The organism is Segatella copri, from assembly GCF_002224675.1.
Classification (GTDB): Bacteria; Bacteroidota; Bacteroidia; order Bacteroidales; family Bacteroidaceae; genus Prevotella; species Prevotella copri_U.
This window is the reverse complement of sequence record NZ_NMPZ01000011.1, coordinates 65,070-90,844: the sequence shown is the minus strand read 5'-3', so window position 1 is coordinate 90,844 and position 25,775 is coordinate 65,070. Positions and strand designations below refer to the sequence as shown.

At 49.4% G+C, this 25,775-nt stretch carries 24 protein-coding genes; 16 read left to right on the top strand and 8 right to left on the bottom strand.

Annotation, left to right across the window (positions count from 1 at the left end; translation table 11 throughout):
* Positions 1–3 precede the first annotated feature (3 nt).
* Positions 4–450 carry a nucleoside deaminase gene (locus CFT61_RS08620; RefSeq protein ID WP_089544036.1) on the bottom strand — a complete coding sequence of 149 codons (447 nt, stop codon included), beginning with the start codon at positions 448–450 and terminating at the stop codon, positions 4–6.
* 152 nt (positions 451–602) lie between these two features.
* Between CFT61_RS08620 and CFT61_RS08615 the strand changes: the two genes are divergently transcribed.
* The 3 genes from CFT61_RS08615 to pyrH are packed head-to-tail and all read left to right on the top strand — an operon-like array spanning position 603 to position 2,495.
* Positions 603–980: a YraN family protein gene (locus CFT61_RS08615; protein WP_089544035.1), complete on the top strand. Its 378-nt coding sequence runs from the start codon at positions 603–605 to the stop codon at positions 978–980.
* Positions 981–1,013: 33 nt separating this feature from the next.
* A complete protein-coding gene (locus tag CFT61_RS08610) occupies positions 1,014–1,766 on the top strand; it encodes a biotin--[acetyl-CoA-carboxylase] ligase (protein WP_089544034.1) in 753 nt (250 codons plus the stop codon).
* An 18-nt stretch (positions 1,767–1,784) separates the two neighbouring features.
* Positions 1,785–2,495 (top strand): UMP kinase, encoded by a 711-nt coding sequence (gene pyrH / locus CFT61_RS08605; RefSeq protein WP_089544033.1) that lies wholly within the window; start codon positions 1,785–1,787, stop codon positions 2,493–2,495.
* 153 nt (positions 2,496–2,648) lie between these two features.
* Here the strand turns inward: pyrH and pssA are convergent, their stop codons facing one another.
* Both pssA and CFT61_RS08595 read right to left on the bottom strand, forming a co-directional pair.
* Positions 2,649–3,377, bottom strand: coding sequence for a CDP-diacylglycerol--serine O-phosphatidyltransferase (gene pssA, locus CFT61_RS08600; protein WP_089544032.1), 729 nt, complete (start codon positions 3,375–3,377; stop codon positions 2,649–2,651).
* A 6-nt stretch (positions 3,378–3,383) separates the two neighbouring features.
* The gene (locus CFT61_RS08595; RefSeq protein ID WP_089544031.1) at positions 3,384–4,076 is read right to left on the bottom strand and encodes a phosphatidylserine decarboxylase family protein; all 693 of its coding nucleotides are present in this window, start codon (positions 4,074–4,076) and stop codon (positions 3,384–3,386) included.
* A 138-nt stretch (positions 4,077–4,214) separates the two neighbouring features.
* Between CFT61_RS08595 and dnaE the strand changes: the two genes are divergently transcribed.
* Together dnaE and trxA are read left to right on the top strand one after the other, a co-directional pair.
* Entirely contained in the window at positions 4,215–7,925 is a 3,711-nt protein-coding gene (dnaE, locus tag CFT61_RS08590) for a DNA polymerase III subunit alpha (RefSeq protein WP_089544030.1), read from the top strand.
* A gap of 47 nt (positions 7,926–7,972) precedes the next feature.
* Complete coding sequence (trxA, locus tag CFT61_RS08585) at positions 7,973–8,287, top strand: thioredoxin (protein WP_089544029.1); 315 nt, start codon at positions 7,973–7,975, stop codon at positions 8,285–8,287.
* A 100-nt stretch (positions 8,288–8,387) separates the two neighbouring features.
* Here trxA and tsaE read toward each other — a convergent pair whose 3' ends face one another.
* The 4 genes from tsaE to CFT61_RS08570 all read right to left on the bottom strand — a co-directional run bounded on the left by tsaE (position 8,388) and on the right by CFT61_RS08570 (position 11,534).
* Complete coding sequence (gene tsaE, locus CFT61_RS08580; RefSeq protein WP_089544028.1) at positions 8,388–8,798, bottom strand: tRNA (adenosine(37)-N6)-threonylcarbamoyltransferase complex ATPase subunit type 1 TsaE; 411 nt, start codon at positions 8,796–8,798, stop codon at positions 8,388–8,390.
* 17 nt (positions 8,799–8,815) lie between these two features.
* A complete protein-coding gene (locus CFT61_RS08575) occupies positions 8,816–10,429 on the bottom strand; it encodes a bifunctional response regulator/alkaline phosphatase family protein (RefSeq protein ID WP_089544027.1) in 1,614 nt (537 codons plus the stop codon).
* A 185-nt stretch (positions 10,430–10,614) separates the two neighbouring features.
* On the bottom strand, positions 10,615–10,710 hold the full coding sequence (locus tag CFT61_RS16955) for a smalltalk protein (protein WP_153090088.1): 96 nt from the start codon (positions 10,708–10,710) through the stop codon (positions 10,615–10,617).
* A gap of 227 nt (positions 10,711–10,937) precedes the next feature.
* The gene (locus CFT61_RS08570; RefSeq protein ID WP_089544026.1) at positions 10,938–11,534 is read right to left on the bottom strand and encodes a DNA-binding protein; all 597 of its coding nucleotides are present in this window, start codon (positions 11,532–11,534) and stop codon (positions 10,938–10,940) included.
* 562 nt (positions 11,535–12,096) lie between these two features.
* On the opposite strand from CFT61_RS08570, the gene CFT61_RS08565 reads away from it, so the two are divergent.
* From CFT61_RS08565 to CFT61_RS08520, 11 genes are all read left to right on the top strand, one after another.
* Positions 12,097–13,671, top strand: coding sequence for an ATP-binding protein (locus CFT61_RS08565; protein ID WP_089544025.1), 1,575 nt, complete (start codon positions 12,097–12,099; stop codon positions 13,669–13,671).
* A gap of 336 nt (positions 13,672–14,007) precedes the next feature.
* Positions 14,008–14,256 carry a DUF2442 domain-containing protein gene (locus tag CFT61_RS08560; protein ID WP_089544024.1) on the top strand — a complete coding sequence of 83 codons (249 nt, stop codon included), beginning with the start codon at positions 14,008–14,010 and terminating at the stop codon, positions 14,254–14,256.
* 213 nt (positions 14,257–14,469) lie between these two features.
* Positions 14,470–14,835, top strand: coding sequence for a transposase (locus tag CFT61_RS08555; RefSeq protein ID WP_089544023.1), 366 nt, complete (start codon positions 14,470–14,472; stop codon positions 14,833–14,835).
* Between the two features lie 311 nt (positions 14,836–15,146).
* Positions 15,147–15,866: a hypothetical protein gene (locus CFT61_RS08550; protein ID WP_089544022.1), complete on the top strand. Its 720-nt coding sequence runs from the start codon at positions 15,147–15,149 to the stop codon at positions 15,864–15,866.
* A 212-nt stretch (positions 15,867–16,078) separates the two neighbouring features.
* Positions 16,079–16,240: a hypothetical protein gene (locus CFT61_RS16950; RefSeq protein ID WP_176425551.1), complete on the top strand. Its 162-nt coding sequence runs from the start codon at positions 16,079–16,081 to the stop codon at positions 16,238–16,240.
* Between the two features lie 43 nt (positions 16,241–16,283).
* The gene (locus CFT61_RS08545) at positions 16,284–16,730 is read left to right on the top strand and encodes a hypothetical protein (RefSeq protein WP_142990598.1); all 447 of its coding nucleotides are present in this window, start codon (positions 16,284–16,286) and stop codon (positions 16,728–16,730) included.
* A gap of 361 nt (positions 16,731–17,091) precedes the next feature.
* Entirely contained in the window at positions 17,092–18,201 is a 1,110-nt protein-coding gene (locus CFT61_RS08540; RefSeq protein WP_254918914.1) for a phage antirepressor, read from the top strand.
* A 17-nt stretch (positions 18,202–18,218) separates the two neighbouring features.
* Positions 18,219–20,909, top strand: a complete 2,691-nt coding sequence (locus CFT61_RS08535; protein WP_089544020.1) for a hypothetical protein — start codon at positions 18,219–18,221, stop codon at positions 20,907–20,909.
* Between the two features lie 149 nt (positions 20,910–21,058).
* On the top strand, positions 21,059–21,622 hold the full coding sequence (locus CFT61_RS08530) for a DUF5675 family protein (RefSeq protein ID WP_089544019.1): 564 nt from the start codon (positions 21,059–21,061) through the stop codon (positions 21,620–21,622).
* 167 nt (positions 21,623–21,789) lie between these two features.
* On the top strand, positions 21,790–22,071 hold the full coding sequence (locus CFT61_RS08525; protein ID WP_089544018.1) for a LysO family transporter: 282 nt from the start codon (positions 21,790–21,792) through the stop codon (positions 22,069–22,071).
* Positions 22,061–22,663, top strand: coding sequence for a lysine exporter LysO family protein (locus tag CFT61_RS08520; RefSeq protein ID WP_089544017.1), 603 nt, complete (start codon positions 22,061–22,063; stop codon positions 22,661–22,663). The genes CFT61_RS08525 and CFT61_RS08520 overlap by 11 nt, the downstream gene beginning before the upstream one ends.
* A gap of 33 nt (positions 22,664–22,696) precedes the next feature.
* On the opposite strand, the gene CFT61_RS08515 is transcribed toward CFT61_RS08520, so the two are convergent.
* A complete protein-coding gene (locus CFT61_RS08515; protein WP_089544016.1) occupies positions 22,697–25,774 on the bottom strand; it encodes a tetratricopeptide repeat protein in 3,078 nt (1,025 codons plus the stop codon).
* Position 25,775: the final 1 nt, after the last annotated feature.

The window sequence follows — 25,775 nt, the reverse complement described above, 5'->3', positions numbered from 1 at the left end:
TGATTATCTCTTTCTCTGAAAGAAATCCTGCATGAGTGCGCGGCACTCATCTTCCAATACGCCCGATGTAACTGTTGTCTTAGGATGCAGTGCATCGGGCGCATATTTTGTATAGCCCCTTTTTTCATCTCCGGCACCATACACCACACGGCTGATTTGCGACCATCCCAAGGCTCCGGCGCACATCACGCACGGCTCTACGGTGACATAGAGGGTACAGTCTTTCAGGTATTTTCCGCCCAGCATGTTCGCTCCGGATGTAATCGCCTGCATCTCGGCATGGGCGGTAACATCGGTAAGCATCTCCGTAAGATTGTGGGCTCTCGAGATGATGCGGTCCCTGCAAACGATGACGGCACCTACCGGAATCTCGTCTTCGTCGAATGCCGCCTGTGCCTCCATCAGCGCACGGCGCATATATTCTTCGTCTTTTTTCAGATTGTCTTCCATATTTCTATTCTTTATGATTTCTCTTTTTCTATTTTTGTGCAAAAATACATAAAAAACTTTGATGGATGAAAGAAAAGTATTATTTTTGCATAGTAATAGTGCCTTTTGGGCGGAAAATGATGCCGCCAGAGGTAAACTAAAGAGAATAATCTATGGCTGAACATAATGATTTGGGCAAATGGGGAGAAGATGAGGCTGCGCTCTATCTGGAAGATGAGGGCTATACCATCATAGATCGTGACTGGAGGCTAGGCCGCCGCGACCTGGATATCCTTGCCTATACTCCCGATGGCAACACCCTGGTGGTGGTAGAGGTGAAGACCCGCACCGGCGAGGAATACCAGCAGCCCGAAGAGGCTGTCACCCCCGGCAAGATGAGGAATCTTGCCATAGCTGCCAATGCCTATGTCAAGGAATGCCAGGTGGACAAAGAGTTGCGCTTCGATGTCATCTCCATCGTGGGAAGCGAACATCAGGTGAAGAGTCTGCAGCATCTCAAGGATGCCTTCAATCCGATGCTCATCCTTTGAGGCAGATGCTTACATATATATAATAAGGTGAAAATGGAAACAAAGATCATAAGAATGCAGGAAGTGGATTCTACGAATACCTTCCTGAAGGGAATGAAAGCCTGCGAGGATGATACGCTCATCGTGGCTGTAGCCGATTATCAGACGGCAGGCAGGGGACAGGGCACGCATACCTGGGAGAGCGAACCGGGCAAGAACCTCCTGTTCAGTTTGCTGATGACTCCTACCTGGGTGCCCGTACGCCAGCAGTTCCTGCTCTCAGAGGCAGGAGCCCTAGCCGTCAAGGATGCCCTGGATACCTATACCGACGGCATTACGCTGAAATGGCCGAACGATGTATATTGGAACGACAGGAAGATCAGCGGCACGCTGATAGAGACCTCTATCGATTCCAAGGGCATCAAGCGATGCATCTTCGGTACCGGGGTGAACATCAATCAGACCGAGTTCCACAGCGATGCGCCCAATCCGGTATCCCTGGCTCAGATTCTGGGTCACGAGGTGGATAGGGAAGAGGTGCTGCAGAAGATCATCGAGGCATTCAAGAAGTATTATGAGCTGCTCCGCCGTGCCGACTATATGGATGTTTCGGGCATCTATCATCTCTCGCTCTACCGCCGCAAGGGATTCCACTGGTACGAGGATGCCGACGGAAAGTTCGAGGGTGCCTTCGTAGAGGTGGAAGATGACGGCCATCTCATCCTTCACGACAGGAAGGGAATGATCCGGTCGTATGCCTTCGGCGAAATCAGGTTCCTGATTCCTTCAGCAAATATGAAACAATAAACATTAAACAAGATATTTATGGCAAAGTTTAAAAGAATTCTTTTGAAGTTGAGCGGTGAGAGCCTGATGGGCAAGCAGAGCTTCGGCATCGACCCTGAGCGCTTGAGTGATTATGCTAAGCAGATTAAGGAAGTTCACGAGATGGGCGTGCAGATCGGTATCGTGATCGGTGGTGGTAACATTTTCCGTGGATTGAGCGGAAGCCAGAAGGGATTCGACCGTGTGAAGGGCGACCAGATGGGTATGTGTGCCACCGTCATCAACTCTCTCGCCCTGAGCAGTGCCCTCGGTGCGCTGGGCGTGAAGAACAAGGTGCTTACAGCTATCCGCATGGAGCCTATCGGTGAGTTCTACACCAAGTGGAAGGCAATCGAGGCAATGGAAGACGGCTACATCTGCATCTTCTCTGCAGGTACAGGAAGCCCATATTTCACTACCGATACCGGTTCTTCTCTCCGTGGTATCGAGATTGAGGCAGACGTGATGCTCAAGGGTACCCGTGTGGACGGCATCTATACCGCCGACCCTGAGAAGGATCCTACCGCTACCAAGTTCAAGGACATCACCTATGATGAAATCTACACCAAGGGCTTGAAGGTGATGGACCTCACGGCTACTACCATGTGCAAGGAGAACGACCTTCCTATCTACGTATTCAATATGGATGTAGTAGGCAACCTGAAGAAGGTGATGGAAGGTGAGGAGATTGGTACGCTCGTACACAACTAATCATCAGAGATCATATAAAAAAGATAAGGCTTACTTCCCGCCGGAAGTAAGCCTTTGTTATTCCCCAATCTTTTTATCATTTGAAGAAAGCTGATACCCTTCTTCAAAATTTCCATGTCCTTCCGAAGAAAAAACATGACAAAACCTATGTTCTTATTTCTTTTTCAAAAACATCATCCAGGAGAGAAGTACGTACATCAGGATGATAGGCCACCATCCCTCCAGGAATCCTCTTGCTCCTTCGGCAGCCACAGATACCGCAAGAACGGCGATGGCGAAACCGACAAAGCAATACTTCACCTCGTTGCCCTTGAACGACCACTGCTTGAACTTCAGGGCGAACAGCGGCAACTCGCATACCAGCAGGAAGCTGGTGATGAAAATCAGCGCCAGCACGAGATATATCGACCAGCTCTGGTTGGTAATCCAGCTGGGGCTGCTTACTACCAGCGAACCCCAGAACAGCGCATTGGCTGGCGTAGGTACGCCGATGAAAGAGGTTGTCTGGCGCTCATCCAGGTTGAACTTCGCCAGTCTCAGGGCAGAGAAAGCTGCGATGATGAAGGCTACGTATGGCAACCAAGGGCGCAAAGGCTCCAGAAACTCCGGATACTCCATTACAAAGAGTTGTGAGAATACGATGGTGGCGGGTGCTACGCCAAAGGTCACATCGTCGGCAAGCGAGTCCAGCTCCTTGCCGATAGGCGATGAAACGTGCAGCAAGCGGGCGCTCATACCATCGAAAAAGTCAAAAACAGCTCCAATGATAATCCACAACAGTGCCATTTCGGGATTTCCCCCGAAGGCAAACGATGTAGCGATGCAGCCTGAGATGAGGTTGCAGCAGGTAATCGTGTTTGGAATATGCTTCTTAATACTCATTTTTTCTTATTTCAGTTTTGCTATGATTGTCTGATCACCTGTGGTTGACTGTCCCATCTTCACGCATACTTCCGTGCCGAGAGGCAGATACACATCCACTCGTGAACCCAGTTTGATGAATCCGAGATGCTCATCGATGTAGCACTCTTCTCCCTCCTTGGCATAGGTTACGATGCGGCGGGCTACGGCACCGGCAATCTGTCGGCACAATACATCCACACCCTCAGGGGTGGTGATCATCGTGTCGGCGTGCTCGTTCTCCTCGCTCGCCTTAGGCAGCCATGCCTTCAGGAACTTTCCGTCCTCGTGCTTCACGAACTTCACCTTGCCATCCACCGGAAACCAGTTGGCATGTACGTTCCAAAGGCTCATGAAGATGGAAATCATCAGTCGCTTATCGTTAAAGTAAGGTGCATTCTCCACTTCCTCTATCACCACGATCTTGCCGTCGGCAGGAGCTACCACGAGTTTCTCGGTATCTTCCACGTTCAGGAATCTGATCGGGCATCGGTAGAAGTTGAGCACGATACCATATACTACACCGAAGACCACAAGGAATGCCCAGAAAGGTATCTTGTTGTCAAAGGCCATCCACAGTACTGCTGCGACAGCCACCAGTGCTATACCGCCGAACACCAGCTGGTCGGTGCCTTCGCGGTGAATTCTTATCTTTTTTAGTTTCTTGATTTTTTGTCCCATGAGAAAGGTTTACGTTTTTATTTTCGGTGCAAAGGTACGTCATTTTTATCGTTTTTGCAAATTTTTCTCCCATTTCTTTTGGCAATATCAACTTTTAGCAGTAACTTTGTTCTCAAATTACGAATTTTAACGCAAAAAATGGAAGATTTTGTTCATTTACACGTCCATACACAGTATTCCATCCTCGACGGCCAGTCCAAGATTCCACGTCTGGTGGACAAGGCCATCAAGGATGGTATGAAGGGTATGGCAGTAACCGATCATGGTGTGATGTTCGGCATCAAGGAGCTGGTTGACTATTGCGGAAAGGTCAACAAAGACCGCAAGAAGGAGGGGCTCGAACCCTTCAAGCCCATCATCGGTTGCGAGATGTATGTGGCACGACGCACCAAGGGCGACCGCGAGAAGGACAAGGGCGATATGAGTGGTTATCACCTCATCGTGCTCGCCAAGAACTATAACGGATACAAGAACCTCATCAAGCTGGTGAGCAATTCGTGGGTGGATGGATACTACATGCGCCCTCGAACTGACCGTGCCGACCTGGAGAAGTATCACGAAGACCTTATCGTCTGCTCGGCATGTATCGCCGGCGAGGTGCCAGCCAAGATCCTGAAGGGCGATATCGCCGGAGCCCGTGAGGCCTGCGAGTGGTATCACAATCTCTTCGGCGATGACTATTACCTGGAGCTGCAGCGCCACAAGGTGCCCGATGATCCGAGCCTGCTCGCCAACCGCGAGGCTTACGAACTGCAGCAGAAGGCGAACAAGGTGCTCATCGAGTTTGCCAGGGAATACGGCATCAAGCTCGTATGCACCAACGACTGCCACTTCGAGGACAAGGAGACTGCCGAGGCGCACGACCATCTGCTCTGCATCGCCACCGGCAAGGACCTGGACGATCCTAACCGCATGCGCTACTCCAAGCAGGAGTGGTTCAAGACCCGCGAGGAAATGAACGAAGTGTTCGCTGATGTGCCCGAGGCGCTCTCGAATACCCTCGAAGTATTGGATAAGGTGGAAATCTACAGCATCGACCATGGTCCTATCATGCCGTTCTTCCCCATTCCGGAGAGTTTCGGTACCGAGGAGCAGCTGCGCCAGAAGGTGTCGGAAGAAGACCTCTACAGGGAGTTTACCACTGATGAGAATGGAGAGAACCAGCTGTCGCCCGAGGAAGGTCAGAAGGTAATCGACCGTCTGGGCGGCTACGACAAGATATACCGCATCAAGTTTGAGGCAGAATACCTGCGCCACCTCGCCTACGAGGGAGCCAGGAAGCTTTATGGCGATCCGCTGCCCGAGAATGTGGATGAGCACGTGAACTTCGAGCTCCACGTGATGAAGACCATGGGTTTCCCGGGCTACTTCCTCATCGTGTCCGACTTCATCAGGGCGGCACGCGAAGAGCTGGGCGTAATGGTGGGCCCGGGGCGTGGATCAGCGGCAGGTTCCGTAGTGGCATATTGCCTGGGAATCACCAAGATCGACCCTCTGAAGTACGACCTGCTGTTTGAGCGTTTCCTGAACCCGGACCGTGTGAACCTGCCTGATATCGATACCGACTTCGATGACGACGGCCGAGGCAAGGTGTTGCGCTGGGTAATGGATAAGTACGGTCACGAGAACTGTGCCCACATTATTACATACGGTTCGATGGCCACCAAGAACTCCATCAAGGATGTGGCGCGCGTAGAGAAGCTGCCTTTGGACAAGGCGAATGCACTCTGCAAGGCGATTCCCGACCGTCTGCCCGACGGAGCGAAGATGAACCTTGCCAATGCCATCAAATATACCCCGGAGCTGAAGGAGGCAGAATACTCCAGCGACCCCCGCGAGAGCAATACCATCAAGTATGCCCGCATGCTCGAGGGTACCATCCGCGGCACGGGTATCCATGCCTGCGGATTCATCATCTGCCGCGACCCTATCAGCAACTGGGTGCCTGTATCTACCGCCGATGACCCTGATTTCCCGGGACTGAAGACGGCAGTAACCCAGTACGACGGTCACGTGATCGAGACCACCGGACTCATCAAGATGGACTTCCTGGGTCTGAAGACCCTCTCCGAGATGAAGGAGGCGTGCAAGGTAATCAAGCAGACCACGGGCGATGTCGTAGATCTCGATACCATCCCTATCGATGATGAGCTTACCTATCAGCTCTACCAGCGCGGCCAGACCATCGGAACCTTCCAGTTCGAGTCGCCGGGTATGCAGAAGTATCTCCGCGAGCTGAAGCCTACGGTTTTCGAGGACCTCATCGCCATGAACGCCCTCTACCGTCCGGGACCTATGGATTACATCCCCGACTTCATCGCCCGCAAGAACGGCCAGCAGGCCATCACCTACGATATCCCCTGCATGGAGAAATACCTCAAGGATACCTACGGCATCACGGTGTATCAGGAGCAGGTGATGCTCCTTTCCCGCCAGCTGGCAAGCTTCACCCGAGGCGAGTCGGATGCCCTCCGTAAGGCGATGGGTAAGAAGAAGAAGGCTATCGTAGATGCGATGAAGCCGAAGTTTATCAAGCAGGGACAGGAGAACGGCCATGATCCGGCTGTGCTCGAGAAGATCTGGGGCGACTGGGAGAAGTTTGCATCCTACGCCTTCAACAAGTCGCACGCCACCTGCTATTCCTGGGTAGCCTATCAGACAGCCTATCTCAAGGCACACTATCCAGCCGAATACATGGCAGCGCTGATGACCCGTCGCTTTGCGCAGATCACCGAGATTACCAAGCTGATGGAGGAGTGCCAGTCGATGGACATCAAGACCCTGGGACCGGATGTAAACGAGAGTTACCGTGCTTTCGGTGTGAACGAGCATGGCGAGATACGCTTCGGACTCTCCGCCATCAAGGGAATGGGAACTCCTGCCGCCGATGCCATCGTGGCAGAGCGCCTGAAGAACGGCCCTTATAAGAACATCTTCGATTTTGCCGAGCGCGTGGATTTCTCCAATGTCAACCGCAAGGCATTCGAAAGTCTGGCTCTGAGTGGCGGTTTCGACAGCTTCGGCATCCGCCGCGAGCAGTATTTCGGCAAGAACAGCAAGGGCGATACCTTCCTGGATACGCTCGTAAGATACGGTCAGCTCTACCAGCAGGAGCAGCGCGAGGCTGCCACCTCGCTCTTCGGAGGCGTAGAGGCGGTGGAGATAGCCACCCCTCCTGTTCCGGAAGCTGAATCCTGGAGCACCATCGAGAGGCTCAACAGGGAGCGTGAGCTCGTGGGCATCTATCTCTCGGCTCATCCGCTCGACGATTACGAAATCATCCTCCGCAACCTCTGCAATACCCACTGCTCAGAACTGGGCGACAAGGTGGAGCTTGCCAAGAAGGAGGATGTGGTGTTCGGCGGCATCATCACCGGGGTGAAATCCAAGTTCACCAAGACCGGAAAGCCGTGCGGCTTCGTCACCATCGAGGATTTCGAAGGATCGGGCGAGCTGGCGCTCTTCGGTGAGGACTGGGGCAACTGGCGCGGCATCATGGTAGAGGGCAGCACCATCTTCGTTACGGCGAAGTGTGTATCCCGTTACGGCAACAGCAACTATCTCGACTTCAAGATCAGCACCGTGGAGTATCTCCAGACCGTGAAGGAGAACCGCCTGGAGAAGTTTACCATCATCGTGGACAGTACGGTGATAGACGAAACGCTGGTGAATGATATCAAGACGCTGGTGGAGAATGATGAGGGCAAGGCTCAGCTCTTCCTTCAGATTCACGATGCCGAGACCAAGACCAATGTGCTGCTGCGTGCGCAGGACCGCACGGTGGGAGTGAGCAGAGATCTGATACAGTTTGTCAACGACCATCCGAAGATGTCGTATCAGATCAATTAAAAATGATTCATGAGAATATTATTAACTATATAAAAAGGTAGAAAAAAATGGAAGTAACAATTACAACCGAGAATTTCGAGAGTTACAAGAATGGCGAGTTGCCATTGGTAGTAGATTTGTGGGCTACATGGTGTGGTCCTTGCCGCCAGATTGCTCCTATCGTGTCAGAATTGGCAGAGGAGTTTGACGGTAAGTTGGTAGTTGGTAAGTGTGATGTAGAGGAGAACGACGACATCGCAATGGAGTTTGGCGTTCGCAATATCCCTACTATCCTTTTCTTCAAGGGTGGCCAGCTCGTTGACAAGTTTGTTGGTGCAGCCAACAAGTCAACCCTCAAGGAGAAGTTTGAGGCTCTGCTGTAAGAGAGGGCAGAAGACTAAAAAAAATAATACGTCCCGGTGCGGCATCAGCTGCATCGGGACGTATGCTTTTTTGTTAGAATCCGAATTTGCGAAATAGCCTCTAGAATTCTACGCTTCTGCTACCATCTTCCTCCACGGTGATGGTAACCTTGGTACAATCCTCCGGCAGCAGGTCCTCGATGAGTTCCGGCCACTCCAGGAAGCAGAGGTTTCCGCTGTAGAAGTAATCCTCGTATCCCATATCATACACCTCATCAATCTTCTTGATGCGGTAGAAATCGAAATGGTAGATAGGATCGCCGTTTCCGGCAGTGTATTCGTTGACGAGAGCGAAGGTAGGCGAGGTGATTACATCCTCCACGCCCAGTTCCTCGCAGATAGCTTTAACGAAAGTTGTCTTTCCGGCACCCATCTTGCCATAGAAGGCAAAGACCTTGCCGTCGCCCATGTTCTGCAGGAATTCCTTGGCTGCAGCATGGATGTTGTCTAATGAATCAATCTTAATCTTCATATATTTAATTTTTAATTTTAATTTCTCTTTCTCGGTGTCAGGGTGATGATCGGAATGAGCATTTCCTCCATCGAGATGCCACCGTGCTGGAAGGTATCCTTGTAGTACGAAACGTAGTAATTGTAGTTGTTCGGATAGGCGAAGAAGGCGTCTCCGTAGGCAAAGACATACGATGTACTCAGGTTGGGAGCAGGCAACTGTGCCCTTTTCGGGTCCCTGATGGTGAAAACCTCCTTGGCATTGCAGGCCAGGTTCTTGCCCAGCTTGTAGCGCAGGTTGGTATTCGTGTTGCGGTCGCCGATGATCTTGATGGGCTTCGAGGCGCGGATGCTTCCGTGGTCGGTGGTAATCACCACCTTGCAGTCATCCTGCGACAGTCTTCTGAACAGTTCCGAGAGCACCGAGTGGCGCAGCCAGCTCTGCGTGATGCTGCGGTAGGCACTCTCCGTATTGGCGAGCTCGCGTACCATCTTCGATTCCGTCCGGGCATGCGAGAGCATATCGATGAAGTTGATTACCAGCACGTTCAGGTCCTTCTCCCTGCATTCGTTGTAGTGCTCCATAAACCGGTCGGCGCCCTGCGAATCGTTCACCTTGTGATAGCTGAAGCTGTATCGCTTGCGGTATCTGTCGAGCATTGTCTGTATCAGCGGCTCCTCGTTCAGGTTCTTGCCCTCCTCCTCGTCTTCATCCACCCAGAGCTCCGGGAACATCTCGGCAATCCTGTTGGGCATCAGACCGCTGAAGATGGCGTTCCGGGCGTATTGCGTGGCGGTAGGCAGGATGCTCATATACATATCCTCGTCAATGTCGAACAGCTCGCCGATGTCAGCCGCCAGCATCTTCCACTGGTCGTATCTGAAGTTGTCTATCACGATGAGGAATACCTTCTCCCCCTTGTCCAGAATCGGGAAGATTCTGTTTCTGAAGACATCCGGGCTCATCATCGGGCGGTCGTCGGAAGAAGATGCATTCCCATTCTTCTCGGCATTCCCATTCTTTCCGGCATTCCCATTCTTCATCAGGTCTATCCATTCCAGATAGTTCCTGGCGATGAATTTGGCGAATCCGATGTTAGCCTCCTCCTTCTGCATGGCGAGCATCTCGGTCATCTGGCTGTCGGTATCGCTCAGTTCCAGTTCCCATTTCACGAGTCTTCTGTAAATCTCCATCCAGTCGCTGCAGGTACGGCAGTCCATCATCTTCAGTGCAATCTGCTGGTAGTCCTGCTGGTATCCGCTCTGTGTCATCTCAGTCACGATATCCTTTTGGTGGATGTTCTTTTTCAGCGAGAGCAGGATCTGGCTCGGGTTGACGGGCTTGATGAGATAGTCGGCGATTTTCGACCCGATAGCCTGGTCCATGATGTTTTCCTCTTCGCTCTTGGTACACATCACAACGGGAGTAGCGGGCTGGATTTCCTTGATTTGCTGCAGGGTCTCCAGACCGCTCAGTCCAGGCATCATTTCATCGAGGAGGATGAGGTCGAAGGATTGCTGTCGGCATAGCTCGATGGCATCCGATCCATTGCTCACCGTGGCAACCTCGTAACCTTTTTTCTCCAGGAAGATGATATGCGCCTTGAGGAGCTCAATCTCATCATCAATCCATAGTAATAATCCGTTGCTCATATTGCATTATCCTTTTAGAGTATCTTTTTGCTGTATCCTTTTAGGATATGTTTTTATTTTCGAGGTGCTAAAGTACAAAGAATAATTGAATGACGGAAGAGAGTTGTGGTTAAAGAAACTTAATTGAAAAAAAAAGTGCCGATAAGCTTTACTTACCGGCACTTCTTGTTAGTGTTTGTAATGTTCTACGACATGCAGCTCGTCACGCCCAGAGATGCGGCGATGGCGGTCAAGATAGATAGTACTATCTGAAATACGGTTTTCCAAGTTTCTTTCTTCATAAGCAGTTTTTTTAGTGATTAATTCCGTTAGGCGTTCCGGCGGATTTGCAATCCGTTAGGCGTTTCGGCGATTTGTAATCCGTTAGGCGTTCCGGCGGATTTGCAATCCGTTAGGCGTTTCGGCGATTTGTAATCCGTTAGGCGTTTCGGCGGATTTGCAATCCGCCGTTAAAAAACGACCTAACCTATTTGGGCTTTGCGGATTTGCAATCCGCATCAAGCAAGATTTACAAACTTACGTTGTCGCCGCCGCCGTCAGTTCCGCTGTCAGTTCCGCCGCCAGTCCCCTGGCTGGTACCACCGCCGCCCTGGCTGGTTCCGCCGTTATCCTTATTGGTCTCGCCGCCAGCGCCCTGGCTAGTATCACCTCCGCCCGGAGTATTCTCAGTTCCACCGCCGTCATCGGCTCCCGAAGTATAATCATCGTAAGCCACGATCTTGGTGAGCTTCTTCAGCTCGGCATTGCTCCACGATTTTGTATTTCTCACAATCAGGTGCACGCCCAGCACGCTTGCCGCTGTCACCTTCTCCTTGCTCACCTCGCCACGCGAAGTCATACCGATGGAGAACAATCCGAGGTCGGAGAAACGCACGCTCTTGCCGTCCAGAATCAGATGCTTCAGGCAGTCGAGGGTATCCATCAGCACACCGTGGATGGTGCCTCGGCTGTATGGAGAGTTGTGCTCAGAGATATGAGTCACGAAGTCCTCGAAATTCATCTCACGGTCGCTCACGGCAGTAGCATACCAGAGCTTCTTACCAGCGTTCTCACCCGTCTGAGGGGTACGCATAATCTTACGATACTTACTAGTTCCTTGTCCCATAGTCAATCAGTTTTTTAAAGGGTTAATAATTATTTTTAGAAAGTGCAGCCTTTCTTCTAACGACAGTGCAAAGGTACTGCAAATATCCGATACCGCCAAAAATCACCCCGCAGAGTTCTGTTAAACGCCGTTAACATTTGCGCCGTTTTCCGTTAATAAAAACAAGTCTATCAGTTAGCTATGAGAAAACTATGAGTAGCCGAGAGTTTCCCTATGTTTTTCGGTAGAAGCGGTTACGGTTACAGAAGTTACAGTTTTCCGAATCCCCTTTACCTTCTCCCGTCTTTAGAAAGAGATTATAAATATATATTAATTATATATTTATAATCTATATATATACTACTTACAATCCGTAAGTCCCCGAAAGCACTTTACCCCCTCCATGAAAACTGTAACTTCTGTAACCGTAACCACTGTAACCACCTCTGTAATCCTCCTGATACTTTCCTGAGAAGAGCAGGGAATCATCACATTTTCTCAACTTTTATCAGAAAACTCTTGCAGGTATGAAAATAAAGTCGTAACTTTGCGGAAAAGTTCATATAAAGACAGATTAGGAATCATGGTAGAGACAAACGATAGACGATTACCAGTAGGCATCCAGTCTTTTGAGATAATCAGAAAGGATGGATACCTTTATGTTGACAAGACAGATATTATCTGGCAACTTGCCAACAAGGGGAAAACGTATAATTACCTGAGCCGCCCACGCCGCTTCGGTAAATCCGTCCTTGTCGATACGCTCGAAGCTTACTTCATGGGGAAGAAGGAACTCTTCGAGGGCTTGAAGATCATGCAGATGGAGACGGAATGGGTGAAGCGCCCTGTCATCAGACTGGATATGAGCTGTGCCGGCGCAGAGCCGGAAACACTGCGCTCTTATCTCGATAATATTTTCGAACAATACGAAGAAGAATATTCATTGGCTCCTGATCCTACAGATAGTCTTGCCGACCGCTTCAATGCAATAATCGTGGGGGCGTATGATCAAACCGGTCAGCAGGTAGCCATCCTCATCGACGAATACGACTCTCCATTGCAGCATTCCCGGAAGACTCCTCAGCACGAAGCATGTACCGCTATCTATCGAGAGGTTTTTGCCATTCTCAAGGCAGATGACAAATACGAGAAGTTTGTCTTCATCACCGGCATCACCAAGTTCACGCAAATCTCGCTTTTCTCTGTGCTCAATAATCTGAGCAACATCAGCTTTGAGCCGGAATATGCTGCACTCTGCGGTATTACGAAGGAAGAGGTGGTACGTGATTTCAAGCCAGAAATCAACAAATTGGCAGAATACGAAGACTGGACTTTCGATGAAGCAGTAGCACAGCTGACTGCATATTACGACGGCTATCATTTCAGCCGCCGCAATATGGTGGATGTATTCAATCCGTTCAGTCTCATCAATGCCTTGGCAGATTCTGATCTGAAGAACTACTGGGCTTCATCGGGTGCAACTTCTCTGTTGCCTAAGTTTGTGGACAATATGGAAATGAGACTGAAGGATTTTGAGAATTGTCCGATAGACTGTGATACCCTAGAGACTTCTGACGTAACAGGTGGCGGAGCGGAGCTGTTCCTCTATCAGTCAGGTTATCTTACCATAAAGGGATATATGGATGAGATTTATTTGCTAGGCATTCCAAACTATGAAGTTCGAAAGGCTCTATACAGGATTGTTTTGCCAGCCTTGACATTGAAAACGAATGCCCAAGTAATAACTACCCAGAATATGTTGCTTTACTCCTTGAAGCTTGGCAACCTTCCCGAAGCCATGAAATGCCTGAAGGCGCTCATTGCGGATGTGCCCTACAGCAACAAGAAGCTTGCCAGTATGGATATGGAGGAGCGCTACCGCCTGATTCTGAGCACCATCTTCAATGCCATCGGTTGCCGTGTGGAAGTAGAAAAGATGATAGCTACGGGCAGGATTGATATGGTGGTAGAAGTAACCAACTTCATCTATGTATTGGAGCTGAAGCTGAGCAACAACGGTGGCGTGGATGCTGCCGAAGAACAGATGAAAGCCAAGCAGTATGCCGAGCCATTCAAGGCGGATAAGAGAAAAGTAATCGCCCTTGCCATAGAACTGGATGATATGGGAAAGGGATTGGTTGATTGGAAGGAAGTATAATATCCAAAAGGGGCTATACGCCACATATCATCGTGCCCCACACGCCCTGAAGCTCCTTCACTGTGCCCCACACGCCCAGAACCAACGGTCACCGGTCGAAGGTAAAGTAAAGGACAGAAGTTATCAAGTAGGTCCCACACGCCCTGAAAGGGCAGAAGCTCCTAGCCCAGGGCAACACCCTGGGTATTAACGGAATACACCCTTGCGATTGAGTGAAAAGGATACTTCTACCGCAGAGGCCTTTGTAAAGAAGTATTATAAGAATATAGTTGATAAATGGGTCAACTTCTTTATTTGTAAAAAAAGAATACGTTCAACTAAAATAACAAAGAAAATATGAACTTAAGTATTGTTTCTGCAAAATATGTGGCGCCATTAAAAGTTGAATTACACTTTAATGATGACACTGTGAAGACGATAGATGTTGGTACTTTTATCAGAAACCATCCACATCCGCAGTATAACTCTTACTTGAATGAGAGTAAATTCAAGAAGTTCAAGATAGAGTTCGGCAATATCGTCTGGGGGAAGAATTGGGATTTGATTTTTCCAATCGATAAGCTATATGCTGGTGTTTGCTGCTAATTCTGAAGTTCCATTCACTGTGCTCCACACGCCCTGAATTTCGTTCTTCGTGTCCCACACGCCTTGAATTCCATTCACCATGCCGATATGCCTTGAATTCCATTCACCGTGCCCCACACGCCCTGAAAGGGCGGAAGCTCCTAGCCCAGGGCAACGCCCTGGGTATTAACGGAATATAAACCAACGCCCTGTAAGGGCAAAAGCTTTGCAATTATGGCACAATCATTATCAAAAATTTATATCCATTTGATTTTCCACATCAAAACCACGAGCCCCAAAATACGTGAAAATGATTTGGAGCGACTATCCAAAGACGTCACGATTTCCCAGATAGTGGAGGAAATTAAGCGGAACAGTAGCAGATGGATCAAGAATCTCGACCCTGTGTATTATCATTTTTTCGCATGGCAGGGTGGTTATGCTGCCTATTCCATCAGTCAATCAGTTGTGGATAAAACATTACAATATATTGCCAATCAGAAAGAGCATCACACAAAGCTTTCGTTTACAGAAGAATATAGAGCGTTCTTGAAATTATATAATGTGGAATATGATGAGAATTTCGTATTCCGGGATTAGGCGGGCTGGTTGATATTATAAAGCTTTTGCCTAGTAATTGAAAGCTTTTGCCCTTTCAGGGCGACAGGCTTGCACACATCATACCCAGGGCGATGCCCTGGGCTAGGAGCTTCTGCCCTTTCAGGGCGCCTTGCTGACTGCAATTATACTTAGGGCGTGTGTGGGGCTTACTTGCGAAAGTTCAGTACTGAGCTCACTTCGAAAAGTCCCCATCATTTTTTTTGTCTTTGTAACTTATTCGCAATCAATGAAAGGTTTGTAAAGTTGACTTTTTTAAATGGATTCTTTACCTTATTATATATGTATATAAGATGAAAAAGACCAGCTTTGCGAGCTTCAGAGTGAAGCGCTGGAGTGAAAATTCCTCCTCTCATGTCGTTCACGAGAGCTGTGGAAATGGTAATAGAATTACCTACCCATCCATAAAAGTCGAGGAGAGAAAGTGTAGCACTAAAAATGCGCACTTTCTCTCTTTTTCGTACATATATTTGACAATCAGGAAAAAATACGCACTCTTTTTACGTCCCCTTAGAGACGTAAAAGGCTTGGAAATACCACCGATTATTGCTAATTTTACACAGAAAATAAAAATAGCAATGGTTGAAGAGGCAAAAGAAATAGAAAAATCAGAATCTCCGGCTGTAAGGTTGATGAGATTATCATATATCGAGAGGATTGGAACTCTTCTCGGTATCATGATTGGTGAGGATATTTCTCCTCGGAAATCAATCGTGAATGAATTCCATGTCTCTTATGATACGATTCGGAATTTCCTGAATTTCGATTCTAAAATAAAGATTGAAACCATTCTAAAATTCTGCTATATAATAGGTCACTATCTGCATGAAGAATATGAGGCCGTAGAGAACTACAAATCTAAAAAGCATATTAAAGATAGAACCAAAAGACTTGGCCGCATCAATCAACTGCAAAGAGAATATAAAGAAATCTATGGCGCAGGAGCTGAAGCGGTGGAAGATTTGATAAAAAAGAAAGTAGATCTCCGCCAGTTTGTGAACAAGGCGGAATAATAATACTAAACAATAATAATCAATCAAACAATTAAAAACCAAAAAAGAAATGAAAGAAATTACATGAACCACTAGGGTTTTGCTGGTCATAAGTCAACAACACCTTGATAGCTGCCTCACCTCATGAAAATCATGGGGGCTGCCCTCTCTAACTAGTAAATGGTAGTTTTTAGTCAATCCTTCAAAAATTAAAGATTAAGAAAGGGATTATTATGGCTAAATTATTTTATAAGTCGCTGATTAAGCTCGCCCAGCTGAGATTAATCGTCGTAGTAGTTAACGTGAACTTGTACGACAAGAGCTTGTTCGTGCAGCTTCCAGGTGGCAAATCAGATAAATTCAAGAAAGGAGAAGAGCATGGAAATCACCAATAACTTTAATTTCTATGATCAGTCCAGATTCGTGAAAATTGAGAATATGGACGTAGAGAATTTCTCCGAGTATATGAACTCCTATCAACGCCATTCTTCTGTTTCGGATTCTGTAAATGAGGCAGATTTTGAACAGGAGGAGGTTGATGAAGCGGATGAAGCTCCTCCCGTGGTAGGATATGTTGGAGCTTCTCATGCTACAGAGCTGCCAGAAGAGCTGAAAAGCAAAAAGGCTAAGGCTATTCTTGATGGACTGGTAAGCATAAAGGTGTTGGATAAGAATTATCAGCCCAATAATCTTACGGGGTACCAGAAGGGATATTTGGCACATCGTATAGCCGAAGAACTGAGAATTACTAATATGTGGGTACTTTTTGGCAGATTCTGGAATGTAAAGCCCAAATTGCTGAGAAACAAGTATAATGATGCCTTGAACCAAAAAAAGACCTTATCTTTTGAGAAATTGATCCACAATTATATAAACAAACGTTAAAAAAACGGGTACTACCGGGGACGACCGCCCCTGGTAGTACCCGTTTAATCTTAAAATATCGCCGTACTTTTGCCCCAGATTTCAGAACGATACCGGTTCTGAGGTCTGGGGCTTTTGCGTTTTCTATCGCCAGGTTGCTGGCATAGGTTTCCTGCCATGTTGTAAGTGGCGCAGCGTATCAGCCCATCGGTCTTTGACAAGGTTGATACATCTTTTTATTGCAAAACTTTTTGTGGGGAAGTTAAAGGAGTTAACTTCTCAACTTAAAATATTTGCGGAAACTTTTAGCGTGTATTTTTTTTACGGAGGTATCCGTCGGGTATCTTTTATATATTTACTTAATTTTTTTTTTTTTTTGCTTATGATGAATTCAAAGATTCAGAAGGCGGAGGATGGCAAGAATGCCGGCTCTGCCAAGAAGAGTGTGCAGACTGGTAAGAAGGTGGCCGACAAGAAGGAAGCTAGCAAGAAACAGGCTGCACAGGTTGCTGTTTTTGAGAATCCGGAGTTCGGAACGGTTCGCACTACTATAGATGAGAAGGGCGATCCTTGGTTCTGTGCAAAGGATTTGTGTGATGTGCTCGGGTATAAGAGAGCGGATAATGCTGTAAGACAACATGTTAACCCGCTTGATGCACTGAAACAGTGCATCAAGGTTGAGGATCACATAAAGCGTGACGGAACCATTCGTGAGAGATTGATTCAGATGAACTTCGTTAACGAGAGCGGATTCTATGCCCTGGTGCTCGGTTCCAAGTTGGCTTCGGCGGTGAAGTTCAAGGATTGGGTTACCTCGGTGGTGCTGCCGCAGATTCGCAAGACGGGCGGTTATATCCCAGTGAAGGAGGGGGAGAGCGAGGAGGAGACGATTCGCAATGCCGAAGAGATTCTCCAGGCTACCCTGAAGAAGAAGGAGGAACTGCTGGAGCAGCAGAAGAAGCTGCTCCAGCAGCAGGAGGTGCAGTTGGGGCTTGACAAGAAACTCATCGGCGAGCAGGATGTGGAAATCAGACGTCTCAACGGCGTGCTGGATGAGCAGACGAGATGGGCTTCTATCCAGGGCGAGAACGTCATCAACCTGGAGAAGCAGGTGGATGGGTTGATGCCGAAGGCAATCTACTCGGATAATGTCTTGGATTCCGTTTCCTGCTTCACTACGACTCAGGTGGCGAAGGAGCTGGGGGTAACGGCGCAGGAGCTGAACCGCTCATTGTGCGCCCTGCATATCCAGTACTACCAGAGCGGGCAGTACATGCTCTATGCGGAGTATGCGCACATGGGACTGGCGAAGAGCCGCACCCGATACAATGCCTTCCTGGATTCGAAATGCGATGGCAGAAAGGAGAAAATGGGCAAGGCGGTTACGCATACCTATCTGGTATGGACCGAGAAGGGCAGGAAGTTTATCCATGATCTGGCCCACAGATTCTGGGAGCTTGCCGAACTGTATGAGGTGAAGAATTTGGGATAATCATTAAAAATGGAAATATGGCGATAAAGCAACAGGTAATGGCTTTAAATCCGGCACGCAAGGGCAATATGGGAAGATTGAACTCTTCCCAGCCCCTGTATGTCTATGACACCCTGATTGTTCAGCCGTGGCTGAAGGGTGTGATTGCGCAGATACGTGGGGAGAAGGCAATTCCCGGCGTAGATGCTGGTGATGAAAAGGCGGTGAAGAAGGCACGCGAGGGGCTGAAAAGACAGCTGCCTATCCGTGCCATTCATTATTCTAAATTTAGGAATAATCACCGCTCTGCCGAGGATGCGGTGCCTGAAAGTTTCCTCTTTCAGACGACTATTGATGTGGATGATGTAGAGTATGTGGATGCAGCCCTGGAGAAGGCTCGTGAGCTGAACTGCAGCAACACCATCTGGAAGGGGAAACTGCTGCATCTAGAGTATTCGGCTAGAAAGAAGCTGCATATTGATATCAGAATGCCGATGGGTATGACCATCGAGGAGACGCAGAAGGCGTATTGCGAGGCGGCTGGGATTCCCTACGACAAGAGCTGCATCACGCCGGAGAGAATCATCTTTATCACGGATAAGGACTCGGAGATTTACCGCTCCAAGGAGTGGTATGGGGTGCTGCCGGATGAGGAGATTCAAGCCCGCAGAGAGGCTTTTCTCAAGCGTGGGCTTACGATTGACGGAAAGGGGACGGCTCGCTACAGCTTGCTTGCCGGGGATTGCAAATCCCCGGAACGCCTGGCGGGAGACTTCCAGGGGCAAGTACCTAATGATAGTAATCATAAAGTTCAAAGTTCAAATCTCAAAGTTCAAAGTAATGACGATGTTCAAGACAATCGATTTCAGGGCATTGACAGCCATTCTGCTGTTTCTTCTGGCGCTGCTATTCAGCCTGCCCAACCTGGTAATAGCCATCGTGCTGATGATGCTGATATCAGCCATACTGGAGGTTCTCAGAATGCTGATGCCAAGAATCTGATAGCCTTCGACCTTTTCCAGGATTCCGCAGGACTGAAGGGGATGAATATTGATACCGTCGGGTCAAGACACTCCTCTCTGCTCGCTATTATGAGTGCTGGCGCTTCTCGTGTGATAAGTGAGGAGGAGCTGATGAAGGTGGTGGCGATGAGAATGCCGAGCTATTATCAGGAGAATGACTGTCATCAATTAATCCATGACTTCTATTCGAAATATGGGGATAGCTCCAAGCCGTTTTCTAGGGATGTGATTCGCGTGAATGCTTTGGCGGAACAGGCTGCTAAGAGCTTGCTTGCCGGGGATTGCAAATCCCCGGAACGCCTAACGGATTGCAAATCCCCGGAACGCCTGGCGGGGGCAAATCTCAATGTTCAAAGTAACGCCTGTGTTCAAAGTTCCGAAGACGAGGATTATCCTGCTCCGCCTCCGATGCCGAAGAAGCTGCCGAAGCTGGTGGAGCTGCTGATATCCAAGACTCCGGAAATCTATCAGCCGGCCGTGGCTTGCGCCATTTTCCCTCCGCTGGCTACCCATCTCTGGAGAACGAAATTCAGATATATCGACAACGTGGAGCACGAAGCTACCCTGATGGCCTGTCTGCTTGCAGGTACCGGTGCAGGTAAAAGTTGTGTACATAAACCTATCGATTTCATCATGGAGGACATCCGTAAAAGAGATGCCGAAAACCTGAAGCGTGAGAAGGAATGGAAAGAGGAAATGATGCGAAAGGGTGCCAACAAGGATAAGCGCAAACGCCCTGAGAATCTGATTATCCAGGAGATTGATGCTGATATGACCAACCCTGCCTTCGTGATGCGTACCGCTGAAGCCAAGGAACATTTCCTTTATACTTCGCTGAACGAAATCGACCAGTTTGATGCACTGAGAGGTATCGGCAATCAGCAGTTCCGCATCATGTGCCTCGCTTTTGACCATAGTAATAAATTCGGACAGTCTCGCGTAGGAATCCAGAGCGTTACCGAACGTGTCTGCGTCCGCTTCAACTGGAATGCATCCACCACCATCGACAAGGGACAGCGGTATTTCGCGAAGGTATTGACCGATGGTCCGCTGAGCCGTATCAACTTCTGTACCATCCCGGAACGGGAGATAGGCGAGGATATTCCCATCTATGGCACATACGATGATGAATTCAGAAAATCTCTGAAACCCTACATCGAAAATCTCTGCATGGCGTCGGGATTGGTGGAATGCCAGGAGGCGTATGATCTAGCCGTGGTATTGAAGAATGAGAATGCCGAGTTTGCACGTACTTCGCAGAACCGCATCTTCGAGAATTTCTCGTTCCGTGCCAACGTCATTGCCTACCTCAAGGCATGCGTGCTCTATGTTGCCAACGGCTACAGATGGGAGCCGGAGATGGATGATTTCATCCGTTGGAGCGAGCGTTATGACCTCTACTGCAAGATGCGTTTCTTCGGCGATATGATAGCCCGGGAGAACAGTGCCGGCGAGAAGAGTTCGAAGCGTGGACCGGAGAATCTGCTGCAGCTGTTGCCCGATATCTTCACCATGCCGCAGTTGGATGCCATCCGTATGGAGCATGGATTGAATGCGAAGGGTACCCGGAATGTGATCAAGCAGTGGATTTACCGTGGGTATATCGAGCGAATCTCTCCGCCCGGCGAGGACGGGAAAAGCGGTTACGGTTACAGTAGTTACAGTTTTAAGAAGCTGAAGTACCGCCACGACGGGCTGGTGCTTTAAAGCTTTTGCCCTTTCAGGGCGCCTTGCTGACTGCTTCTATACCCAGGGCGATGCCCTGGGCTAGGAGCTTTTGGGCCTTCAGCCCGTACTTAAACCACATGCGAAAGTTCAGTTACTTATTAATTCTTTTACTTATAAAAAAAATGCTTATGGAAATAGTATTGAAGCGTATAGCCAAGAAGAACAGCTATACCATTGGTCGCCTCTATATCCTGAAGGATGAGGAGGTAGAGAGTGTGGTTCACTCTTCATGGATGAACCCACAGTTGAAGCGTTGGTTCGAGCATAAGATAGATGCCGGCAAACTGACGCAGGAGTGTTATTTCTGCGATACCCTGGAGCCTACGTGGCGCAACCTGAAGGGCGTGGAACTCCAGCCCGAGGAAGTGAACGTGCGCCTAGGCAGGGTTTCGGGCAAGAAGGCGCAGAAGATGAAGGGCACTACGGCGATTCCCGAGGGTACCTATCCGTTGTTAGTCACCAAGTCGCCCCGCTTCAAGGAGTGGCTGCCGTATCTGCAGGGTGTTCCTGATTTCGAGGGCATCCGCATCCATGCCGGCAACTACCCTGATGATACCCAGGGCTGCATCCTGGTGGGCGAGAACAAGGTGAAGGGTATGGTGGTGAATTCCCGTATCTGGCTGCATCGCCTGATGAAATGCATCAGCGAAGCGAGAGAAAAGGATGAATCCGTCTGGATTACCATCATCTGATGGGGCTGATGGCTCTTCCGATTGGGGGCAACTGCTATAGATTACTTACAGATATCTTCAGGATTCTCGGTCTTTTTTATAATATTAAGACCGGGAATCCGTTATTATTATCGAAGATAAAAGTAATCAATCAATAATAATAAAAAAAAGAAAGAAAAGAAGAAACAATGCTCAAGATTGTAATGATCATGCTATGCGGAATAGGTACGGGGTACCTGCTCCGCAACAAGAAAATGAGTTTTATCGGCCGTGTCATCACAGCGCTTATCTGGGTACTCCTCTTCCTGCTCGGCATCGAGGTGGGAGCGAACCCTCGTATTATCAATGGTCTTCAGACCCTGGGACTCGAAGCCATCGTGCTTACGATAGCCGGAAGTCTGGGTAGTGCAATCTTTGCGTGGGCATTGTGGAGATATGTCTGCAGAAAGGAGGCTGGAAATGAAAGGTAGTCTGATTATCGTAGGCTTCTTCGTGCTGGGCATCATCGTGGGAGTGTGGGATGTGATTCCTGCCAGTTTCCTGGCGAGCGACGTGAGCTATTATGCCCTCTGCTGCCTGATGTTCTGCGTGGGTATCAGCATCGGTTGCGATACCTCTATCCTGAAGAGTTTCAGAAAGGTGAATCCCCGGCTGATGATGCTGCCGGTGATGACCATCCTGGGAACCCTTGCCGGATGCGCGGCTGCCTCCCTGATACTGGGACACCGTCAGCTCTCCGACTGTCTCGCCATCGGTTCGGGCTTCGGATACTACTCATTGTCGAGCATCTTCATCACGCAGTATCGGGGTGCCGAGCTGGGAACCATCGCCCTGCTTGCCAACATCTTCCGTGAGATTCTCACCCTTCTTGGTGCGCCTCTGCTGGCGAAGTATTTCGGCAAGCTGGCGCCTATCAGCGTGGGTGGAGCCACCACGATGGATACCACGTTGCCTATCATCACCCGCTATTCGGGCGAGAGTTTCATCATCGTTTCCATCTTCCACGGCTTCTGTGTAGATTTCTCCGTACCATTCCTGGTTACCTTCTTCTGTTCGCTCTAACGGCTTCCTTGCCGCTAGAGCTTTCTTGCGTGATCAGAATCCATCCAGCTCGATGTATTCATCATCGGCTTCAGATTCTGGTGTATTCGAGTCATCGAAGTAAATGCCGGTATCGGTATCTTCTGCTGGCTGGCTCTCGATATCGATTCCATTGTCTTCAGGATTCTTCTTCTGAGAATCATTTTCTTCCTTCAGAGCATCTTCCTCCTTCTGGGAATCCTTATCCACTACGATTTCCGTTGGCTCCATCAGCAGGCGCATCTTGCTGATCTTCAGCGGTGCAAAGTGGCGGGTATAGAACTTGTCGTAATCATCATACGAGAGATTTCTGCCCAAAAGCTCGAGGTTCGGCTCGCTGATCACGTAGCTTCTCACCTTGGAAATCAGACGGAGGATGCCGGCTTGCTGATGCAGCTCGTTGGCATACTGGCGCGCCTCGTCGTAGTTCTGGAAACCGCTTACCTGCAGGCGATGCAACCCCTGGAGGTCTTCGATGCTGATGTCGAAATTGCGCGCCATATAGGTGGTGAAGTTATACTTGGCTACCTCGAAGAGCAGCTGGTTTTCGTTGACGGAATCAGGACTGTAGGCGAGCAGGAAGACAAACCGGTCGTTGCGGTCGGCTGAGAATCCTTTCTGCCGGGTGGAGTCCTGGGAGCTGAGCACATCGCTGCGCTTCGCCCAGACATTGCTCAGGTCGAACTTTCCGCCGTAGAGTCGTCTTCCGGCATTCACGCCGTTTACGATCATTCCCGCCATCTCGCTCAACCGACTGTTGGGATATTGCGCTATCACCTGGTTCATCTTTTCCAGGCATTCGGAAACCTTGCCCTCGTTGAGCTGGGTCATACCGCTGATGAAGAGGAACTTGTCGCGGTTGGCACCAGTAGGGAACCGCTTGTCTGATATTTCCGAGTTGTGCATCACCACCTCGTACTTGCCCTCTTTGAATGCCTGGTAGGTGAGGGTGTAGATGGAATCTTCGATGTGTACACCCATCCTCGCATTCTCCAGATAGTAAGGGTCGGAGAGGAGGGCTGTGAACTGGCTTTCGGGATAATCCTTCTTCAATTTTTCGACATAGCTGTTCGCCATCTGAGTTTGCTTCTTTCGGGAATAAAGCAGATACAGATGGTAATAGGCTTCGTCGAGATGCTTGAAATCCGGGTAGTTGTCCGCCAGTCGGAGCAGCATCTTCTCGCTCTGCGTCAGGTTGTCGAGCCGGTCCTTGAAGATGATTCCGGCATGGTATAAGCCATTCGCCAGGAGCTGGTTACTCGCTGTCATCTGCTCTGGGGTGAACGGAATCTGAGCCAGATAATAAGCCCGCTGATGAGGGTCGAGGCTGGCGCTATCGGCAGATGGTTTGCCGGATTCTTTCTGGGATAAAGAATGGGATAGAGCATCTCGTGATGCATCAGGATGAAGCTTGGAATCTTGATCAGAATTCGTTCCTTGCTCGGAATCTGTTCCTTGCTCGGAATCAGTTCTCTGAGCGATATCGGTATCCTGTGCAGAAGCCACAACAGTTTTGTTGATTCGCTGCCAGTTGTCGAGGTTCTTTCGCTTGCCCCAGAGTTTCTCGAAGAGTGCCTTACCCTGGCTTACGGCTACAGGGGAATAGAAATACCAGGTATTGGTGTTCCCGAATCCGTTTCCGGAATCATTTCCGGAATCATTCCCGGAACCATTCCCATCAACTCCTCCTTCATATTCCGAATTCTTCTCTGCACCGTCTTCCCATCTCCTTCTTTCTTCCTCTTTCTCCTTTCTTTTCAGGGCAGCTATCACACGGTCGATGGCTGCATTTCTGTCTCTCTCGTCCATTTTGGCAAGAGACTGCAGGGAATCCTGGAGGGCGATGGCATCGGTATAAGGCACCAGCTCGTCCAGCACCTTGGAGCGATGAGCCAGTTGCGGATAATCTTTTCTGTCCTGGTCGAGCAAGCCGATTGCTTCGCCATAGCAGCGCTTGGCATCAGCATATCGCCCGGTTTCCCAATACAGATTGCCCAGACGCAGCAGGAGTACACCCTTCTCTATACCGTTTCGGGTAGCCTTCCGGTTGCCTTTTTCGTAGGCATAGATGGCACGCAGGGTATCTTTCTGGGCCAGGTGGATGTTGCCGATGGCATAATATACCTGGTCCTGATATTCCTTGTTCTTATCCGATGCCGCCATGCGCTTGAGTCGGCTGATCATCTTCCTGCTGTTGCCCGAAGCCAAGACCTCGGTGATGGCGATGCGGGCATTAAACTCCAGTTCGTAGGGCGGATTGAGCCGGATGACGTGGCGGAAAGCCTGATAAGCCTCCTGCCGGTTGCCGATGGAAGCCTGCAACTGTCCCATCAGATACCACTGGCGGGCTTTCTGCTTGTGTCGCATCTCATGGCTTATCACCTTCCTGAGATAAGGAATCGCCTTCCGGGCATCCCCCGTGTGGATATAGTAATCGGCGAAGGCATAATCCCATTCCTTCTGGGCACGCCAGTGGATGGAATCGCGCTGGATGTTTCGGATCACATCTTCTGCATCGTAGGTCCATCCCAGCTCGATATAGCATTTGGCAAGCCAGGCGCGCGCCTTGCCGTAGATGGCAGGCTGGGTGGAGTAAAGGCGGCTCATATAGGCGAAGGTGGCAGCAGCCCCCTCGAAATCCCCTTTCTGGAATTGCGAACGGCCCATCAGCATCCACGCTTTCCATAAAAACGGATTGTATTCCCTGCGACTGAGCCATTCGATATCTTTCGCCGTCTTTCTCTTCCCGGGTTCCCATACAGGGCGGCGCTTGATGCTGTGCTGGTGGATGGCTTTCTCGCATTTCTCGATGGCACGGTCGAAGTTGGCTTTGCCCAGATCGCGGCTGTTCCTGTTGCCTACGGTATAGAGCGGAATCTGCTCCGTAAAGTTGTCCCGGTTGCCTTCTTCCTTCTCCAGCGCCCCGTCGATATAAGCCACGGTACCATTATAATAGGTATTGTATCGGGCATTAAAGGCATGCCACCACCTGCTCTGCGCCGTATTCTTCTGCGTAGAGCATCCCGTAAGGATCGCTGCAATCACAGCGAGTCCTATCAGAAAAAAGAGCTGGATGGGGCTTTTGCCTTTCATG

Excerpts from the sequence above, each read along its gene's own strand:
- CFT61_RS08620 (WP_089544036.1), bottom strand. The coding sequence starts at position 450 with ATGGAAGACAATCTGAAAAAAGACGAAGAATATATGCGCCGTGCGCTG.
- CFT61_RS08615 (WP_089544035.1), top strand. The coding sequence starts at position 603 with ATGGCTGAACATAATGATTTGGGCAAATGGGGAGAAGATGAGGCTGCG.
- CFT61_RS08610 (WP_089544034.1), top strand. The coding sequence starts at position 1,014 with ATGGAAACAAAGATCATAAGAATGCAGGAAGTGGATTCTACGAATACC.
- pyrH (WP_089544033.1), top strand. The coding sequence starts at position 1,785 with ATGGCAAAGTTTAAAAGAATTCTTTTGAAGTTGAGCGGTGAGAGCCTG.
- pssA (WP_089544032.1), bottom strand. The coding sequence starts at position 3,377 with ATGAGTATTAAGAAGCATATTCCAAACACGATTACCTGCTGCAACCTC.
- CFT61_RS08595 (WP_089544031.1), bottom strand. The coding sequence starts at position 4,076 with ATGGGACAAAAAATCAAGAAACTAAAAAAGATAAGAATTCACCGCGAA.
- dnaE (WP_089544030.1), top strand. The coding sequence starts at position 4,215 with ATGGAAGATTTTGTTCATTTACACGTCCATACACAGTATTCCATCCTC.
- trxA (WP_089544029.1), top strand. The coding sequence starts at position 7,973 with ATGGAAGTAACAATTACAACCGAGAATTTCGAGAGTTACAAGAATGGC.
- tsaE (WP_089544028.1), bottom strand. The coding sequence starts at position 8,798 with ATGAAGATTAAGATTGATTCATTAGACAACATCCATGCTGCAGCCAAG.
- CFT61_RS08575 (WP_089544027.1), bottom strand. The coding sequence starts at position 10,429 with ATGAGCAACGGATTATTACTATGGATTGATGATGAGATTGAGCTCCTC.
- CFT61_RS16955 (WP_153090088.1), bottom strand. The coding sequence starts at position 10,710 with ATGAAGAAAGAAACTTGGAAAACCGTATTTCAGATAGTACTATCTATC.
- CFT61_RS08570 (WP_089544026.1), bottom strand. The coding sequence starts at position 11,534 with ATGGGACAAGGAACTAGTAAGTATCGTAAGATTATGCGTACCCCTCAG.
- CFT61_RS08565 (WP_089544025.1), top strand. The coding sequence starts at position 12,097 with ATGGTAGAGACAAACGATAGACGATTACCAGTAGGCATCCAGTCTTTT.
- CFT61_RS08560 (WP_089544024.1), top strand. The coding sequence starts at position 14,008 with ATGAACTTAAGTATTGTTTCTGCAAAATATGTGGCGCCATTAAAAGTT.
- CFT61_RS08555 (WP_089544023.1), top strand. The coding sequence starts at position 14,470 with ATGGCACAATCATTATCAAAAATTTATATCCATTTGATTTTCCACATC.
- CFT61_RS08550 (WP_089544022.1), top strand. The coding sequence starts at position 15,147 with ATGAAAAAGACCAGCTTTGCGAGCTTCAGAGTGAAGCGCTGGAGTGAA.
- CFT61_RS16950 (WP_176425551.1), top strand. The coding sequence starts at position 16,079 with ATGGCTAAATTATTTTATAAGTCGCTGATTAAGCTCGCCCAGCTGAGA.
- CFT61_RS08545 (WP_142990598.1), top strand. The coding sequence starts at position 16,284 with ATGGACGTAGAGAATTTCTCCGAGTATATGAACTCCTATCAACGCCAT.
- CFT61_RS08540 (WP_254918914.1), top strand. The coding sequence starts at position 17,092 with ATGATGAATTCAAAGATTCAGAAGGCGGAGGATGGCAAGAATGCCGGC.
- CFT61_RS08535 (WP_089544020.1), top strand. The coding sequence starts at position 18,219 with ATGGCGATAAAGCAACAGGTAATGGCTTTAAATCCGGCACGCAAGGGC.
- CFT61_RS08530 (WP_089544019.1), top strand. The coding sequence starts at position 21,059 with ATGGAAATAGTATTGAAGCGTATAGCCAAGAAGAACAGCTATACCATT.
- CFT61_RS08525 (WP_089544018.1), top strand. The coding sequence starts at position 21,790 with ATGCTCAAGATTGTAATGATCATGCTATGCGGAATAGGTACGGGGTAC.
- CFT61_RS08520 (WP_089544017.1), top strand. The coding sequence starts at position 22,061 with ATGAAAGGTAGTCTGATTATCGTAGGCTTCTTCGTGCTGGGCATCATC.
- CFT61_RS08515 (WP_089544016.1), bottom strand. The coding sequence starts at position 25,774 with ATGAAAGGCAAAAGCCCCATCCAGCTCTTTTTTCTGATAGGACTCGCT.